This is a genomic window from Cupriavidus ulmosensis (assembly GCF_977008105.1).
This window is the reverse complement of sequence record NZ_CDRMWP010000002.1, coordinates 235,557-252,169: the sequence shown is the minus strand read 5'-3', so window position 1 is coordinate 252,169 and position 16,613 is coordinate 235,557. Positions and strand designations below refer to the sequence as shown.

Sequence of the window (16,613 nt, the reverse complement as noted above, 5' to 3'; positions counted from 1 at the left end):
GTGACCACCCAAGCCGCCGGCACCCGCCACCCCGTCGCCGCGTTCTATCTGTACTACGTCGCGCTGTACGCGCCGGTCGCCATCACCATCAGCTTCTTCCCGCTGTGGATCCGCGCGCAGGGCCTGGACGACCGGCAGACCGGGCTGGTGATGGCGCTCGGCGCCGCGCTGGCGGTGCTGGTCAATCCGGCGGTAGGCGCCATCGCCGACCAGTACCGCAGCCGCAAGGCCATCCTGCTGGCGCTGGTGGGCGGCTCGGTGCTCAGCGCCGGGCTGCTGTTCAGCGCCGAGGGCTTCGTCGGCGTGCTGCTGGTGTTCCTCGCCACCAAGGCTTTCTCGGCCAGCCTGATTCCGTTGAGCGAATCGATGGCGCTGGCCGGCGTGCCGCGCTACGGCCTCGATTTCGGCCGACTGCGCAGCGCGGGCTCGATGTCGGTGGTGGCGGTGTCGGTGGCGCTAGGCTGGCTGGTGGACCGCGCCGGCACCGAAGTGATCGCGATCGCCTTCCTTGTGACCTATCTCGGGCAGGGCATCCTGGCGCTGATGCTGCCCAATGACGACATCGCCGTGCGCCACACGGTCAAGGGACCGCTGCTGCAGGTGCTGCAAGTGCCCGGCTTTTCGCTGTTCCTGGCCAGCGCGGCGGTCTCGCAGGCCTGCCACGGCTTCTTCTACAGCTACAGCGCGCTGTACTGGAAAAGCGTGGGGTTTTCCGCCTCGACCATCGGCTACCTGTGGGCGCTCGGCGTGCTGGCCGAGATCATGGCGTTCACCTGCGGCTCGCTGCTGGCCGCGCGCATCTCGCCGCCGGCGCTGATCGCGCTGGCCTGCGCGGCGGGCGTGCTGCGCTGGTCGCTGACCGGCCTGGCGCAGACACCCGGCGTGGCCATGCTCGCGCAACTGCTGCAAGGCGCCACGCTCGGCTTCACGCAGCTTGGCGCGGCGCAGTACGTGCGCACGCGCGTGCCCGCGCAGGTGCTCTCCAGCGGCACGGGACTCTACGCCGCCTGCACCGGCCTGCTGACGGCGGCCTGCGTGTTCGCGGGCAGCTTCCTATTCGCCAGCGTGGGCGGACGGGCGTTCCTGCTTACGGCGGCGATGTGCGCGGTCGGGCTGGCGGCGGCGCTGGTGCTGCGGGCGCGGGAGGCACGCTTGATGGACGTGGCCGGCGCGGGCTGACCGCCTGGGCCTGGGTTTCTGGATTGGGCTAGTCTGCCTGGATTTGCGCTGATTTCGAAGATTCGGAAGCTTTGGAAGCTTGGATTTGACGTCAACTGCTGAACGTCAAAGTCAACTTCTGAACGTCAATGGCTGAACGTCAAAGTCAAAGTCAAAGGCTTTCGCTCCCCCGGAGCGACCTACTTTCTTTTCCCCGAAAAGAAAGTAGGCAAAGAAAGCGGGCTGCCTGGCCGGCAGGGGCAGAAACGTTGGGGTTTCTAGTGTTTCTGGTTTCGTGGTGAGGCCTGTGATTCTGCTGGCATCCTGCCGTTACCGGTTCGGCTGGCCACGATCTGGCTGGCGGTATGGGTTTCGGGGTCGGACCTATGATGGCGAGCGCACTGCTGGTTCGACCATCTGCCGTTACCGACTCGGGCGGCCACGACATAGCACCCTCATGTTTTCGTGGTGGACGTGGTGGACCCCGCGCGAGTGTGTTGGGTTGCTTTGACCCGGATTACCTCTCAAGTCAAAACCGTTTGGCACTGAGATCGAATGGGGGCCACCGCGCCCACCACGAAACCAGCACCGTCCCTCTGCCGTATGCATTTGCCCCGGTCGCGGCAGCAGCCCGAAGGGCCTGGGCCTATGCCATCATGCAGCGCCACCACGAATCGAACACCACCCGAGAGAACGTGGCCGCTAGAACCGGTACCGGCAGAATCCCAGCAGAACCACGAACCCCACCACGAAACCACCAACAACCAACAACCCTGTTCGGCTCTGCCCCTGCCGGCAAGGCAGTCCGCTTTCTTGGCCTACTTTCTTTTCGGACAAAAGAAAGTAGGTCGCTCCGGAGGAGCGAAAGCCTTTGACTTTGAAGTTCAGCCGTTGACTTTGAAGTTAATCCTTTGACTTTAATAGCCAAAGGAATTTAAAATCAATAAAAAAATTAACCAATTACCCCCTGCCAAAGCAACGCCCCATTAAGAAAAAGAATAACCCCCGCACTAACCCAGGCCAACACCAGCGGCACGCCGCGCACGCGCCACGCGCCCATCAGTTCCCGGTTGGACGCGAACAGGATCAGCGGCACCACCGCCAGCGGCAGGCTCAGGCTGAGCACCACCTGGCTGGCCACCAGCAGTTCGGCCGAGCCGTGCTGCCCGAACACCCCCACCGCCGCCAGCGCCGGCACGATGGCCAGTCCGCGCGTGAGCAGCGCGCGCCGGGTCTGCGAGATGCGCAGGTTGAGGAAGCCTTCCATCACCGCTTGCCCGGCCAGCGTGCCGGTGAGCGTGGAGTTCAGGCCGCAGGCCAGCAAGGCGCCGGCGAACAGCAGGCTGGCCCATTGCGAGTGGAGCAGCGGATCCAGCAGGCGGTGCGCGTCGGCGAGGTCGCTGACTTCGGTCATGCCGCTGGCGTGGAACGCGGCGGCGGCCAGGATCAGCAGCGCGGCGTTGACGAGGAAGGCGAAGGTCAGCGAGCCGATGGTGTCGAGGTTGACGCCGCGCAGCGCCGCCGCCACGGCGGGCGCGTCCGCGGCCCGGGGCGCGCGCGTTGCCGCCGGCTGGCCGGCTTGCGACCGCGGCGCGAACTTGCTGACCAGCGCGGAGTGCAGGTAGAGGTTGTGCGGCATCACGGTGGCGCCGACGATGCCGGCGGCCAGCCACAGCATGCCGGCGTCGCGCACCAGTTGCGCCGAGGGCGCGAAGCCGCCGGCCACCGCGGCCCAGTCGGGCTGCGCCATCGCCAGCTGGGCGACGAAGCACAGCGCCACCAGCAGGATCAGCCCGGCCACCAGCGCTTCGAGCGTGCGCCGGCCCTGGCGCTGCACGGCCAGCATGGCGATGGTGCCGACGGCGGAGAGCAGCACGCCGACCCACAGGTTCACGTGCAGCAGCAGTTGCAGCGCCACGGCGGTGCCCACCACTTCGGCCACGTCGCAGGCGATGATGGCGATCTCGCTGGCGAGCCACAGGCCGATCACGGTGCGCCGGCCGAAGCGCTCGCGGCTGAGCTGCGCGAGGTCGCGCCCCGTGACCACGCCGATGCGCGCGGCGATCCATTGCAGCAGCATGGCCACCACGCTGGCGGCGGCCACCACCGCGAGCAGGCCGTAGCCGTACCTGGCGCCGGCGGAAATGGCGGTGGCCCAGTTGCCCGGGTCCATGTAGCCGACCGCCACCAGCGCGCCGGCGCCGAGGAAGGCGGCCCGCCGCGGCAGCTGCGGGGCAAGCCGCGCGTCCGCGGACGCGGCGGGAAGGGCAAGCTGGTCTGGGCTGGGAGGCATGATTGGCTCTGGCATGGTGGTTGGCGCGCCGGCGGGGCCGGCTCGCGCGCCTGATGACTCATTCTGGGCAATGCCGCACGCTGCCGCCAATTGTAAATGCCAATCACTCTCATTTGATACACAGATGAGGACGGTTGCACGTCACTTAAAGTGCATTTTGATTCACTTATTTCGGAGAATTGCCTTCAAAGGCATAAAGAATGCGGTGCCTTCCGTGCGGGAAGCGCCGCCTGGCCGGCAAGAGCGGCAGGCGCGCATCCCGCCGGCGGCCTTGGGACGCACAGGCGCCGTGCCGCCCGCGGTGGGAATCGCGGGCGGCACGGCAAGGGAAAGACCGACAAACCGCAGCCGGCTTTGGGCCGGCTGCCGCGCGGTCATTGCTTGATGAAGGCAAGCAGGTCTTCGTTGATGACGTCGGGATGGGTGGTGCACATGCCGTGCGGATACCCCTTGTAGACCTTGAGCGTGCCGTTGCGCACCAGCTTGATGGACAGCAGCGCCGAATCGGCGATCGGCACGATCTGGTCGTCGTCGCCGTGCATGATCAGGACCGGCACGTCGATCTTCTTGAGGTCTTCGGTGAAGTCCGTCTCGGAGAAGGCCTTGATGCAATCGTAGTGGGCCTTGGTGCCGCCCATCATGCCCTGGCGCCACCAGTTCTCCTTGATGCCTTCGGAGACCTTGGCGCCTTCGCGGTTGTAGCCGTAGAACGGAATCGGCACGTCCTTGTAGAACTGCGCGCGGTTGGCGGCAAGCTGGGCGCGGAAGCCGTCGAACACGTCGAGCGGCAGCCCGCCCGGATTGGCCGCGCTCTTGACCATGACCGGCGGCACCGCGCCGATCAGCACCGCCTTGGCCACGCGGCCGGCGCCGTGGCGCGCCACGTAGCGGGCCACCTCGCCGCCGCCGGTGGAGTGGCCCACGTGCACGGCGTTGCGCAGGTCGAGGTGCGCGGCCAGCGCGGCCACGTCGGCGGCGTAGGTGTCCATCTCGTTGCCGGTCGCGGTCTGGGTGGAGCGGCCGTGCCCGCGGCGGTCATGCGCGATCACGCGGTAGCCCTTGGAGAGGAAGAACAGCATCTGCGCGTCCCAGTCGTCGGCGGTGAGCGGCCAGCCGTGATGGAACACGATGGGCTGGCCGGTACCCCAGTCCTTGTAGTAGATGCGGGTGCCGTCTTTGGTGGTGATGGTATCCATGACTTGGCTTCCTTGGTTGGGGGCGTGTTGGCCGCCGGCACGAACCGGCTTGGTGGCTGCCTCGGCGTCCGCCGTGGCAGCCAGGGCGGAAAGGGTGCCGGCGGCAACGGCGGACGCGCCGGCCACCAGCACATTGCGGCGCGCTGGCGACGGCACGGGGTCTTGTTCTTGTTGCGTAGTCACTGCATGCTCCTTGGCGAGAAACGATGCGGGAAGGAAAAGGCGCGGAGCGCCGTCCCCTGCGGGCGCGGCAAGACCAGGGCACCAGGCATCCCTGGCCGTGGACTGCCGCCCTGGCGGGACAGGCAGACTTCCGCGTTCATGGCGCCCGGCAAGCTGCGGCCGGCCAGCGATACAACGTGCACAGCCATAGGAGAATAGGCGGCGAATCGCGTGTGCACGAGCGGGATGTGGCGAATTTTCATCGGCCACCGGCCGGGCCGGAACGCTGCCGCGCGGTCACAAGCCGGACATCCATCCGCACCGATAATCGAACAGATTGACGCCGGCGAACCACGCAAGCCAACCGCGGCGCACCTCGGCCGGCGGGCCGGCAGCGTAGAATGACCCGCTGCCGCGGCGCCCCGCGGTCGCGGTCCTGCGCCCGTGCTCCGGGAAGCAGCGCATAAGAAGAACACAGACCTGGTTCCATCGTGAAGACATCCCCAGCCGCGCAAGGCGGCCAGCTGCCCGCGCGGCAAAGCGCCCCCGATGCCACCAACCGCGCGCTGCACGGCATCCTCCTGCTGACCTTCGCGTTCGCGCTCAGCCAGTTCTACCGCAGTTGCCTGGCGGTGATGGCGCCGGAACTCCAGCATGACTTCGGGCTGTCGGCGGCCGGCTTCGGCGCGCTGTCGTCGAGTTTCTTCATGGCCTTCGCGGCGGCGCAGATCCCGGTCGGCATCGCCTTCGACCGCTACGGCGTGGGCCGGCCCACGTCGCTGCTGCTGGCCATCGGCGCGGTGTCGTCGCTGCTGTTTACGCTGGCGCCCAACGGTGGCGTGGCCATGCTGGCGCAGGCCGGGCTCGGCCTGGCCTGCGCGCCGGTCTTCATGGGGCTGCTGCATTTCGCGTCCGAGCAGTTGTCCGAGCGCGACTACACGCGCGTGGTCAGCAAGTCCAACGCCACCGGCATGATCGGCGCGCTGTGCGCCACGGCGCCGCTGGGCTGGGCCTCGCAACTGCTGGGCTGGCGCGTGGCGATGGCGTTCGCGGCGCTGTGCATGGCGATGGCCTGCTACGGCGTCTGGCGCTGCGTGCGCGACGAGGGCCATGCCGAGGCACGCCACACGCCGTGGCGCGCCATGCTGCTGCAGAGCGCCCGGCTGCTGGGCCTGGCGCCGCTGTGGACGCTGATCCCGATGTGCGTGGCGATGGCCGCCGGCACCGCCTTCCGCAATGCCTGGAGCGGGCCTTACCTGGCCAGCGTCTACGGCCTGCAGGCCGGCCCGCGCGGCGTGGCGCTGACGCTGCTGAGCCTGGCCGGCTTCGCCACGGCGTTCGTGCTGCCGGTGCTGGTGCGGCGCAGCTCGCTCAAGGCCACCATCGGCGGCTGGTCCTGCTTCTCGCTGCTGGGCGCGATCCTGCTGACCATGTGGCCGGACAGCAGCGTGGCCTCCGGCGTGGGCCTGATGGCGCTGCTGTCCACCATCGGCATGCTCCACCCACTGGTCATGGCGCAGGGCCGCGGCCTGATCCCGCCGGCGGCGCGCGGGCGCGGCCTGGGCCTGCTCAATACCTTCGTCTTCCTCGGCTCGGCGCTGGCGTCGTGGGCCTTCGGCATGATCGCCAGCTTCGGCGACGCCGCGCGCTGGCCGGTCTCGCGCACCTACGCCGCCATCTTCCTGTCGGCGGGCGTGCTGGTGGCGGCCGCGGTGGTGCCCTACCTGTTCAGCCCCCCGGCGCAGAAAAGCTGACGCACAAGCGGGGCCCGAGCGGCTATCCTCCATAGCGCGGCCGGCGCGGCGCCGGCCACACCAGGGGACCCCGCATGCAGATCGACTGGACGACGATCCGGAACGGCAATGCCGACGCGCTCGACGGCGCAACGGTCGAATTCGGCGGCTGGATGATCTCCCTCGATCCCGAGGCACAGGCCGCCGACTATTTCCTGCTGGCGGCCGAGCCGCCCTGTTGCGGCGGCTGCGTGCCGCGCGATCCGCGGGCCTGCGTCGAGGTCTACGCCGCCGGCCCGCTGGCCTTGCCGGCGCAGGCAGTCGGCCTGCGCGGCCGCCTGGTGCGCCTGCTGGACGATCCGGCGGGATGGCGCTACCAGTTGCGCGACGCGCAGCCGCTCGCCGCGCCCGCCGCCGGCACCATGAGCCGGCGCGTGTTCCTGGCCTCCGGCGCGGCGCTCGGCCTCGCGGCCTGTGCGCCGGGACGGTTCTCCGGTTACACCGAAGAGCAGGCCGATGCGGCCGGCAACGCGCAGCCGGCCAACGCGCCGGCCAGATGGCAACCGGCCGCCGACGCGCTGACCATCGACATGCACAGCCACGCCGGCCGCGTGATCGTCTCGCGCGATCCGGCCATCGGCGCGCGCCGGCCGTTCCTGCCGCTGGCCGCGCCGATGCGCGCGGGCGGCATGAACCTGATCTGCCTGGCCATCGTCACCGACACCACGGTCACGCGCGTATCCGCCAACCGCATGCGCTTCGAGGCCTGGCGCACGCCGCAGGAGGGCGAGCTCTACGCGCTGGGCCGCACCGAATTCGCGCGCGCGCACGAGCTGGTGGCGCGCGAGCGCATGCAGGTCGTCACCAGCGCGGCCACGCTGGCGGCGCAGGGCCACGCCGGCCCGTGCGCGATCATCGCGGCGGAGGGCGCCGATTTCCTGGAAGGCCGGCTGGAGCGCGTGGACGAGGCGCATGCGATGTACCAGTTGCGCCATCTGCAGCTGACGCACTACCGCGTCAACGAACTGGGCGACATCCAGACCGAGGCGCCGGTGCACGGCGGCCTGACGGACTTCGGCGCCGCGGTGGTGCGGCGCTGCAATGCGCTGGGCATCGTGGTGGACGTGGCGCACGGCACCTACGACCTCGTCAAGCGCGCGGCGGCGGCGTCGAGCAAGCCGCTGGTGATCTCACACACGGCGCTGGCCACGCACCCGGGCACGCGCAGCCGGCTGATCTCGCCGGACCATGCGCGCGCCATCGCCGGCACCGGCGGCGTGATTGGCGTGTGGCCGAGCGCGGGCACCTTCCACAGCCTGCAAGCGATGGCCGAAGGCGTCAAGCGCATGGCGGACGTGGTGGACGTGGCGCACGTCGGCCTGGGCACCGACATGCTCGGCTTCATCTCGCCGCCGGTCTTCACCGGCTACGAGCAGCTGCCCTCGCTGGGCGACGCGCTGGTCGCCGCGGGCTTCACCCAGCAGGAAACGGGCATGATCCTGGGCGGCAACTACCGCCGCGTGTTCGAGGCCACGGTCGGCTAGGGCCCCGGCGGATGTGCTGGCCGGCGTCCCGATGCGTCGGGACACCAGCCGCGCCTCACATCCCCTTGCGCCGGCGGTACTCCTGCCGGCCGACCAGGAAGGCGCCCAGCGCCACCATCAGCGCCAGCCCGTACCACGTGATGGCGTAGCCGAGGTGGCTGTTGTGGAAGGAGATCACGGTCAGCCCGCCGACCGGCCACGTGCGCTCGCCGTCCTGCTGGCGCGGCACGCTGCCTTCGGGGTCGGCCGCCGCGCCATTGACCGCGGGCGCGGCGCCGGCCGCCGCGTCGGCGTCGATGAAATACGGCGCCACGTTCTGCAGGCCGCGCGCCGCGGCGATGGCGGGCACGTCGCGGTTGTACCAGCGGTTGGCCGCCGGGTCGTTGTGGCGCAGGAAGGCGTCGCCGGGCTCGCTGATGCGCAGCAGGCCGGTGACGGTGGTCTCGCCGGGCGGGTCGTACTGGCTGCGGGTAGCGCGCTCGGCGCGCTCGGGCGGCACGAAGCCGCGGTTGACCAGCACCACGCTGCCGTCGGCCATGCGCAGCGGCGTGACCACCCAGAAGCCGCCGCCCAGGTCGGTCACGGCCTGGACCAGCGTCTCGCGGTCGTTGAGGAACGTGCCGGACACGCGCACGTGCGTGTATTCGTCGCCGGCCACGCTGACCTGCGGCCATTGCGCGGGACCGGGCGCCGCCACCGGCGGCGCGTGCACGCGCGCGTTGACGCGCTCGATCAGGTCGAGCTTCCAGGCGCGGCGCTGGACCTGCCAGGTGCCGAGCCCGACCAGGACGGAAAAGGCGAATGCCGCCAGGACGGCAAACACCACGAGAGCGCCGGTGCGGCGCGGGGAAGCGGACGGCTGGGCGCTTGCGGCGCCGGTGGCTGGCTGGGGCTGGGGGTGTCGAGTTGCGTTCAAGGTAGGTTCTTCGTGTCGTGCATAGCCGGCATCATATTCTGATCCAGGTGGAACATCACCCAGAGCGAGCCGCTCAGCGCGATCACGACGAGCACGATGGTGAAGATCAGGGCCAGCATGGTCCAGCCACCCTCGGACTTGAAGTTCATGTGCAGGAAGTAAATCATGTGCACGACGATCTGCACGGCGGCGCACGCCAGCAGCACCAGCGCCGTGGTCCGTGACTTGTCGAACACGTTGGCCATGACCAGCCAGAACGGCACCGCGGTCAGCAGCACGGCGAGCACGAAGCCGGTCATGTAGCCGCCGAAGGTGGCGTGGAACCCTTCGTCGTCATGGTGTCCGTGGCCGTCGTGGCCATCGTGGCCGTGCGCGCCGGCGCCGCCGGCCAGCGTATTGTCGTGCGCGTTCATGGCAGGACTCCCATCAGGTAGACGAAGGTGAACACGCCGATCCAGACCACGTCGAGAAAGTGCCAGAACATGGACAGGCACATCAGGCGGCGCTTGTTCTCGTGGATCAGCCCGTACTTGCCGACCTGCACCATCAGCGTGACCAGCCACACGATGCCCACGGTCACGTGCAGCCCGTGCGTGCCGACCAGCGTGAAGAACGACGACAGGAACGCGCTGCGCTGCGGCCCGGCGCCTTCGTGCATGAGGTGCGCGAATTCGTACATCTCGATGCCGAGGAAGGCCGCGCCCAGCACGCCGGTGATGGCCAGCCACCACTGCGTCTGGCTGGTGCGCGCCTTCTGCATCTCCAGCATGGCGAAGCCATACGTGATCGACGACAGCAGCAGGAAGGTGGTGTTGAGCGCCACCAGCGGCAGCTCGAACAGCTCCGCGCCGGTCGGGCCGCCGGCATAGCGCCGGCCCACCACGCCGTAGACGGCGAACAGGCTGGCGAAGATGAGGCAGTCGCTCATCAGGTAGAGCCAGAAGCCGAGCAGCGTGCCGTTCTGCGGGTGCACCTCGGTGGTTTCGTAGAAGCGCAGCTGCGCCTCGCGCGGGGCCGCCTGCGCGCTCATGCTGTCCGGGCCGTAGGGGGTGGCGATATCAACCATGAGTGGCAAGCAGGCGCGAGCGCTCTGCCTCGGTACGGACGACGGTGTCGGCCGGGATGTAGTAGTCGCGCTTGTAGTTGAAGGTGTGGCCGATCGCCACCGCCAGCAGGGCGATGAACGCCAGCGCCACGATCAGCCACATGTGCCAGATCAGCGCGAAGCCCATCAGCGTGCTCAGCCCCGCGAGGATGATGCCGGCGCTGGTGTTCTTCGGCATGTGGATCGGGATGAAGCCCTGCTGCGGGCGCTGGTAGCCGAGCTGCTTCATCTGCCACCAGGCGTCGTTGTCGTGGATCAGCGGCGTGAAGGCGAAGTTGTACTGCGGCGGCGGCGAGGACGTGGACCACTCCAGCGTGCGGCCGTTCCACGGGTCGCCGGTGGTGTCGCGCAGTGCCTCGCGGCGGCGGAAGCTCACGAACAGCTGGATCAGGAAGCAGCCGATGCCGCAGGCGATCAGCAGCGCGCCGAACGCGGCGATCTGGAACCAGATCTGCAGCGAGGCATCCTGGAAATGGTTCATGCGCCGGGTCACGCCCATCAGGCCGAGCACGTACAGCGGCATGAAGGCGACGTAGAAGCCGACCAGCCAGAACCAGAACGAGCACCTGCCCCAGAACGGGTCGAGCTTGAAGCCGAACGCCTTGGGGAACCAGTAGCTGATGCCGGCCATCAGCCCGAACAGCACGCCGCCGATGATCACGTTGTGGAAGTGGGCGATCAGGAACAGGCTGTTGTGCAGCGAGAAGTCCGCCGGCGGCACCGCCAGCAGCACGCCGGTCATGCCGCCGATGACGAACGTCACCATGAAGCCGACCGTCCACAGCATCGGCACCTCGAAGCGGATGCGCCCGTGGTACATGGTGAACAGCCAGTTGAAAATCTTCGCCCCGGTCGGGATCGAGATGATCATGGTGGTGATGCCGAAGAACGAGTTGACGCTCGCGCCCGAGCCCATCGTGAAGAAGTGGTGCAGCCACACCAGGTACGACAGCACCGTGATCACCACCGTGGCGTACACCATCGACGCATAGCCGAACAGCCGCTTGCCGCAGAAGGTTGACACCACTTCGGAGAAGATGCCGAACGCGGGCAGCACCAGGATGTAGACCTCGGGGTGCCCCCAGATCCAGACCAGGTTGATGTACATCATGGCGTTGCCGCCGAGGTCCGCCGTGAAGAAGTTGGTGCCGACGTAGCGGTCCAGCGCCAGCAGCGCCAGCACCGCGGTGAGCACCGGGAACGCGGCGATGATCAGCACGTTGGTGCACAGCGAGGTCCAGGTGAAGATCGGCATCTTCATCAGCGTCATGCCGGGCGCGCGCATCTTGACGATCGTCACCAGCAGGTTGATGCCGGACAGCAGCGTGCCCAGCCCCGCCACCTGCAGCGACCAGATGTAGTAGTCCACGCCCACGTCGGGGCTCTGCAGGATGCCCGAGAGCGGCGGATAGGCCAGCCAGCCGGTGCGCGCGAACTCGCCGACGAACAGCGACATCATCACCAGCACCACGCCGCCCACCGTCATCCAGAAGCTGAAGTTGTTGAGGAAGGGAAAGGCCACGTCGCGCGCGCCGATCTGCAGCGGCACCACGAAGTTCATGAAGCCCGTGACCAGCGGCATGGCCACGAAGAAGATCATGATCACGCCGTGCGCGGTGAAGATCTGGTCGTAGTGGTGCGGCGGCAGGTAGCCGGCCGAATCGCCGAAGGCCACCGCCTGCTGCGCGCGCATCATGATGGCATCGGCGAAGCCGCGCAGCAGCATGACGATGCCGAGCACGATGTACATGATGCCGATCTTCTTGTGGTCGATGCTGGTGAACCATTCGCGCCACAGGTAGCCCCACGCGCGGAAGTAGGTCAGCACGCCGACCAGCGCCAGCCCGCCGACCGCCACCACGGCGAAGGTCGCCAGCAGGATGGGCTCGTGGTAGGGAATCGCCTCCCAGGTCAGGCGGCCGAATACCAGCTGGGTAAGATCGTGCTCGGGCATTGTCATCACCAGGGCCGCAGGGGCATTGTTGCAGGATTCTTTTTCGGCGCTCGCGTCATGGCGTCGGGCCGGGCCGCGTCAGCGCGGCAGGGCTTTGGCGGAACCGGAGCCGGTCGGGTCGCTCGCGGTGCAGATCTCGCCGAACGGCGCGCGGTCCCGCTGCAGCGAGGCCAGCGCATACTCGCCCCGCCCCGACCCCAGCCGTACCGATGGCACCGGCTGCGCCCGCTGCGCCTGGCGCGTGGCCTGCCCGGTCATCGGCATCATGTCCTTGATGCACGGCTTGCCCGCTTCCACGCAGCGGTTGAGGATGGCGCCGTACAGCGCCGGGTCCACGCTGGCGTAGCGGCGCACCGGCTCGCGCTCGCTGGGCTGCTCGAGCCTCAGGTAGGTCTCGCGCGTGAGCGCGCCGCCGCCGGCCTTGGCCTGCCTGACCCAGCGCTCGAACTCCTCGTTGCTCACGCCGTGGAACTTGAAGTACATGCCGGAGAAGCCCGCGCCGCTGTAGTTGGCGGAGAAGCCCTCGTACACGCCGGGCGCGTTGATGACCGCATGGAGCTTGGTCTCCATGCCCGGCATGGCGTAGACCTGCCCGGCCAGCGCGGGAATGAAGAAGGAGTTCATCACGCTCGACGCGGTGAGCTTGAAGCGGATCGGATGGTCCACCGGCGCCACCAGTTCGTTGACGGTGGCGATGCCCTGGTCGGGATACAGGAAGAGCCACTTCCAGTCCAGCGCCACCACTTCCACGGTGAGCGGCTCGGTGCCGGTGGGCACGCCGCGCTCGGCGTCGATGCGCGACAGCGGCTGGTACGGGTCGAGCTTGTGCGTGCTGACCCAGGTGATCGCGCCGAGCGCGATGATGATGAGCAGCGGCGCGGACCAGATCACCAGTTCGAGCAGCGTGGAGTGGTCCCAGTCGGGCTCGTAGGTGGCGGCGCGGTTGGAGGCGCGGTAGCGCCAGGCGAACAGCAGTGTGAGGATGATCACCGGCACGATGATCAACAGCATCAGGCCGGTCGAGATGATGATTAGATCACGCTGCCTGACCGCGAGGTCGCCGGACGGGGCCATCAGCACGGCACTGCAACCCGTCAACAGCAAGGCAGCCGAAAGTAGGAATCCGCGCTTGACGTAGCGGGATGGCACTATCCGTGTACGCAAATGCATAGCCGTCCAAGTGATCGTTGGAACGCCGGTGGGCTGGCATGGGCAACATCATACTTCGAGAATCAAGCTTTCCGACACTGCATATTTTCCTATGGCACTGTAGTCAAAGAAGTGCCATTCTTAAAGGAGTGTGGCACTACGACAAGGCCTGATGATGTCCAGCATCGCTCACCAGCACGACCCGTCGTCAGCACCCTCGGCCCAGGAGGCCGCGCACCATGCCAGGGTCGCGCCGGGCGAGATCGCTACCGGCGTGGTCATCGGCCGGGCCTCCGAATACTTCGATTTCTTCGTCTACGGCATCGCCTCGGTGCTGGTCTTCCCGGCGGTGTTCTTCCCGTTCGCCGGGCGCGTGGAAGGCCTGCTGCTGTCCTTCACGGTCTTCTCCTTCGCCTTCATCGCGCGCCCGTTCGGCACCACGCTGTTCATGGTGATCCAGCGGCGCTGGGGGCGCGGCATCAAGCTCACCGCGGCGCTGTTCGCGCTCGGCACGGCCACCGCCGGCATCGCCTTCCTGCCGGGCTACGACACGCTCGGGCGCGAGTCCATCATCCTGCTGGCGTGCTTCCGCGTGCTGCAGGGCATCGGCTTCGGCGGCTCGTGGGACGGCCTGCCTTCGCTGCTGGCGCTCAACGCGCCGCCGCAGCGGCGCGGCTGGTATTCGATGCTGGGGCAGCTCGGCGCGCCGATCGGCTTCTTCATCGCGGGCTCGCTGTTCCTGTTCCTGCGCACCAGCCTCGACATCGAGGAATTTCTCGAATGGGGCTGGCGCTATCCGTTCTACGTGGCCTTCGCCATCAACGTGGTGGCGCTGTTCGCGCGGCTGCGGCTGGTGGTGACGCAGGAGTACACGCAACTGCTGGACGAAGGCGAGCTGGAGCCGATCAGCCCCATCGTGATCGCGCGCGACCAGGGCTACAACCTGTTCCTCGGCGCGTTCGCGGCGCTGGCCAGCTATGCGCTGTTCCACCTCGTCACGGTGTTCCCGCTGTCGTGGGTGGCGGTGCACGGCACGCAGGACGTGAGCGACGTGCTGGTGGTGCAGATCATCGGCGCCGGCGTCGCCGTGCTCGGCACCATCGCCTCGGGCGTGATCGCGGACCGCATCGGCCGGCGCACCACGCTCGGCCTGATGGCCACGCTGATCGCCATCTTCAGCCTGTTCGCGCCGTTCCTGATGGGCGGCAGCGCGGCGCGGCAGGACCTGTTCATCCTGATCGGCTTCGGGCTGCTGGGCCTGTCCTACGGACAGGCCGCGGGCGCCGTCACCTCGAACTTCGAGAGCCGCTACCGCTATACCGGCGCGGCGCTGACCTCCGACTTCGCATGGCTGTTCGGCGCGGCCTTCGCGCCGCTGGTGGCGCTGGGGCTGTCGGTCGAGTTCGGGCTGGTGGCGGTGAGCGTCTATCTTCTGTCCGGCGCCGCCTGCACGCTGCTGGCGCTGGGCATCAACCGCACGCTGGCCTCGCGCGACTGACGCGGCCCCGCGCGGCGCGGGCCGCGCATGTCCTGCCCGCTTCGCCGCATGGCCGGCTCCGGCGGGAAGACGCGCCCGGGCGGCTATCATATGGCTCGCAAAACCGCTGCCTCCGGGCCCGCGCGCATCCGCCGCGCGGCCCGCAGCCGCCTCACCGAGCGACGCCACTCATGGACACCACCCCCGATCTCTCCGCACGCCCCGCCATCCGCGCCCTGACCCAGCTCGAGGCGCGCGTGCTGGCCGTGCTGCTGGAAAAGCAGCACACCGTGCCCGACACCTATCCGCTCTCGCTCAACGCGCTCACCGCCGGCTGCAACCAGAAGACCGCGCGCGCGCCGGTGATGAACGCCACCGAAGACGAAGTGCTCACCGCCATCGACGGCCTCAAGCGCCTGAGCCTGGCGATGGAAGGCAGCAGCAGCCGCGTGCCGCGCTTCGAGCAGAACATGAAGCGCGTGCTGGGCGTGCCCAGCCAGTCCGCCGCGCTGCTCGCCATCCTGATGCTGCGCGGCCCGCAGACCGCGGCCGAGCTGCGCCTGAACAGCGCGCGCCTGCATGCGTTCGCCGACATCTCCTCGGTCGAGGTCTTCCTCGACGAACTCGCCGCCGCCGAGCCGCCGCGCGTGGTCAAGCTGCCGCGCGCGCCCGGCGGGCGCGAGCACCGCTGGATGCATCTGCTGTGCGGCGAGGTCAGCGTGGACGACACGCCCGCGCAAGGCAACGGCGAGGACACCGTGCCGCCCTCCGAGTTCGAAGCGATGAAAGCCGCGCAGCGGGAACTGGAGGAAAAGGTCGCGCGCCTGCAGGCCATGCTCGAGCAGATGGCCGGCGAGCTCGGCATCCGCCTCGACACCGGCGGACTCTGACGCCGGGCCGGCCGATGACAAGCCGGCGCGATGCTGCCCGCGCAGCCGCCCGCGGCCTACAATGTATTGGTCATGTCCTGCCCCGCGCGGCGCGCCGCCATGTCAATACATTTGCACTCGCCGCGGGAATTTGTGCCGTGGAAGTTGCCTGCGCCCCTGCCGCGGCACGCCGGGGATGCGGTGCTTGCGCAACACACGCGCCATCCTGCCGCCAGACGAAGTAGACTAGGAGCCGCTGCGCTCCGCCGGCATTTCGCTGTCACAATTGTCACGATACTGCCCCGCGGAGCCGGACATAATCTGGCGACCAGAAACGTGGAGGATCCCGACGATGCGCGTGACGATTCGCACCATTACGATTCCGGGAGGCAAGGGCCGCGCGGCCCTGCACAAGGCAGCCGTATACATGACCACCGAGCAGGAAGCCGCGCCGCTGATGACCAGCGAGTGGACCCAGCGCGAGCCGGAAGCATTCATGGCCGCCCAGACCTGGGCCAGGCGCAATACCTATATCGTGTCGAACCCCCGCACCGGCACGTTCTACGGCAGTCCCGCCGGCCGCTAGCCCGGCGCCTCGCGCCGGCACGCTTGCCGGCGGCGCCCGCCTGACGTACCCTGCCCTGCCCCGGGGCATGCCGCCCCGCCACCAGGAACGTCGTCATGCCAGGGCCCAAACCCGCCAGCTCGCTGGTCTATTCCACGGAACACGGCCGCATGTGCCCCGGCTGCGGCAACCCCGCCGCGGCCTGCACCTGCGGCAAGGCGCAGCCGGCCGCGCAAGGCGACGGCATCGTGCGGGTATCGCGGGAAACCAAGGGCCGCAAGGGCAAGGGCGTGACGCTGGTGCGCGGCGTGGCACTGGCGCCGCTGGCGCTGGCCCAGCTCGGCAAGGAACTCAAGGCGGCCTGCGGCTCGGGCGGCACCGTCAAGGACGGCGTGATCGAGATCCAGGGCGACCACTGCGACGCCGTGATCGAGAAGCTGCGCCAGCGCGGCATGACGGTCAAGCGCGCGGGCGGCTGAGCCCGCCGCGGGA

14 protein-coding genes are annotated in these 16,613 nt (G+C 68.6%); 7 read left to right on the top strand and 7 right to left on the bottom strand.

The features are described from left to right. Positions 1-1,179, top strand: coding sequence for an MFS transporter (locus ACWTPI_RS21070; RefSeq protein WP_454732614.1), 1,179 nt, complete (start codon positions 1-3; stop codon positions 1,177-1,179). A 931-nt stretch (positions 1,180-2,110) separates the two neighbouring features. On the opposite strand, the gene ACWTPI_RS21065 is transcribed toward ACWTPI_RS21070, so the two are convergent. Together ACWTPI_RS21065 and ACWTPI_RS21060 are read right to left on the bottom strand one after the other, a co-directional pair. After that, positions 2,111-3,451 (bottom strand): Nramp family divalent metal transporter, encoded by a 1,341-nt coding sequence (locus tag ACWTPI_RS21065; protein WP_020204661.1) that lies wholly within the window; start codon positions 3,449-3,451, stop codon positions 2,111-2,113. A gap of 374 nt (positions 3,452-3,825) precedes the next feature. Then, complete coding sequence (locus tag ACWTPI_RS21060; RefSeq protein WP_020204662.1) at positions 3,826-4,647, bottom strand: alpha/beta fold hydrolase; 822 nt, start codon at positions 4,645-4,647, stop codon at positions 3,826-3,828. 686 nt (positions 4,648-5,333) lie between these two features. Between ACWTPI_RS21060 and ACWTPI_RS21055 the strand changes: the two genes are divergently transcribed. Further along, positions 5,334-6,563 carry an MFS transporter gene (locus ACWTPI_RS21055; protein WP_052165962.1) on the top strand — a complete coding sequence of 410 codons (1,230 nt, stop codon included), beginning with the start codon at positions 5,334-5,336 and terminating at the stop codon, positions 6,561-6,563. Positions 6,564-6,637: 74 nt separating this feature from the next. Beyond that, positions 6,638-8,086 carry a dipeptidase gene (locus ACWTPI_RS21050; RefSeq protein WP_454732613.1) on the top strand — a complete coding sequence of 483 codons (1,449 nt, stop codon included), beginning with the start codon at positions 6,638-6,640 and terminating at the stop codon, positions 8,084-8,086. Between the two features lie 55 nt (positions 8,087-8,141). Here ACWTPI_RS21050 and ACWTPI_RS21045 read toward each other — a convergent pair whose 3' ends face one another. The 5 genes from ACWTPI_RS21045 to cyoA all read right to left on the bottom strand — a co-directional run bounded on the left by ACWTPI_RS21045 (position 8,142) and on the right by cyoA (position 13,231). Further along, a complete protein-coding gene (locus tag ACWTPI_RS21045; RefSeq protein WP_454732612.1) occupies positions 8,142-8,912 on the bottom strand; it encodes an SURF1 family protein in 771 nt (256 codons plus the stop codon). 86 nt (positions 8,913-8,998) lie between these two features. Then, positions 8,999-9,415, bottom strand: a complete 417-nt coding sequence (cyoD, locus tag ACWTPI_RS21040) for a cytochrome o ubiquinol oxidase subunit IV (RefSeq protein WP_020204666.1) — start codon at positions 9,413-9,415, stop codon at positions 8,999-9,001. Beyond that, positions 9,412-10,032, bottom strand: coding sequence for a cytochrome o ubiquinol oxidase subunit III (gene cyoC / locus ACWTPI_RS21035; RefSeq protein WP_454733986.1), 621 nt, complete (start codon positions 10,030-10,032; stop codon positions 9,412-9,414). The genes cyoD and cyoC overlap by 4 nt, the downstream gene beginning before the upstream one ends. 28 nt (positions 10,033-10,060) lie before the next feature. Next, positions 10,061-12,061 (bottom strand): cytochrome o ubiquinol oxidase subunit I, encoded by a 2,001-nt coding sequence (gene cyoB / locus ACWTPI_RS21030; protein WP_454732611.1) that lies wholly within the window; start codon positions 12,059-12,061, stop codon positions 10,061-10,063. Positions 12,062-12,139: 78 nt separating this feature from the next. Then, complete coding sequence (gene cyoA / locus ACWTPI_RS21025; protein ID WP_454732610.1) at positions 12,140-13,231, bottom strand: ubiquinol oxidase subunit II; 1,092 nt, start codon at positions 13,229-13,231, stop codon at positions 12,140-12,142. Between the two features lie 154 nt (positions 13,232-13,385). On the opposite strand from cyoA, the gene ACWTPI_RS21020 reads away from it, so the two are divergent. From ACWTPI_RS21020 to ACWTPI_RS21005, 4 genes are all read left to right on the top strand, one after another. Further along, positions 13,386-14,708 carry an MFS transporter gene (locus ACWTPI_RS21020; protein WP_029043946.1) on the top strand — a complete coding sequence of 441 codons (1,323 nt, stop codon included), beginning with the start codon at positions 13,386-13,388 and terminating at the stop codon, positions 14,706-14,708. 170 nt (positions 14,709-14,878) lie between these two features. Next, positions 14,879-15,577, top strand: coding sequence for a YceH family protein (locus tag ACWTPI_RS21015; protein WP_454732609.1), 699 nt, complete (start codon positions 14,879-14,881; stop codon positions 15,575-15,577). A 331-nt stretch (positions 15,578-15,908) separates the two neighbouring features. Next, positions 15,909-16,142, top strand: a complete 234-nt coding sequence (locus ACWTPI_RS21010; RefSeq protein WP_020423871.1) for a hypothetical protein — start codon at positions 15,909-15,911, stop codon at positions 16,140-16,142. 95 nt (positions 16,143-16,237) lie between these two features. Continuing rightward, the gene (locus tag ACWTPI_RS21005) at positions 16,238-16,600 is read left to right on the top strand and encodes a translation initiation factor Sui1 (protein ID WP_454732608.1); all 363 of its coding nucleotides are present in this window, start codon (positions 16,238-16,240) and stop codon (positions 16,598-16,600) included. Positions 16,601-16,613: the final 13 nt, after the last annotated feature.

Coding starts and splice junctions, on each gene's coding strand:
- ACWTPI_RS21065 (WP_020204661.1), bottom strand. CDS start 3,451: ATGCCTCCCAGCCCAGACCAGCTTGCCCTTCCCGCCGCGTCCGCGGAC.
- ACWTPI_RS21060 (WP_020204662.1), bottom strand. CDS start 4,647: ATGGATACCATCACCACCAAAGACGGCACCCGCATCTACTACAAGGAC.
- ACWTPI_RS21050 (WP_454732613.1), top strand. CDS start 6,638: ATGCAGATCGACTGGACGACGATCCGGAACGGCAATGCCGACGCGCTC.
- cyoD (WP_020204666.1), bottom strand. CDS start 9,415: ATGAACGCGCACGACAATACGCTGGCCGGCGGCGCCGGCGCGCACGGC.
- cyoC (WP_454733986.1), bottom strand. CDS start 10,032: ATGAGCGCGCAGGCGGCCCCGCGCGAGGCGCAGCTGCGCTTCTACGAA.
- cyoB (WP_454732611.1), bottom strand. CDS start 12,061: ATGCCCGAGCACGATCTTACCCAGCTGGTATTCGGCCGCCTGACCTGG.
- cyoA (WP_454732610.1), bottom strand. CDS start 13,231: ATGCATTTGCGTACACGGATAGTGCCATCCCGCTACGTCAAGCGCGGA.
- ACWTPI_RS21020 (WP_029043946.1), top strand. CDS start 13,386: ATGTCCAGCATCGCTCACCAGCACGACCCGTCGTCAGCACCCTCGGCC.
- ACWTPI_RS21015 (WP_454732609.1), top strand. CDS start 14,879: ATGGACACCACCCCCGATCTCTCCGCACGCCCCGCCATCCGCGCCCTG.
- ACWTPI_RS21010 (WP_020423871.1), top strand. CDS start 15,909: ATGCGCGTGACGATTCGCACCATTACGATTCCGGGAGGCAAGGGCCGC.
- ACWTPI_RS21005 (WP_454732608.1), top strand. CDS start 16,238: ATGCCAGGGCCCAAACCCGCCAGCTCGCTGGTCTATTCCACGGAACAC.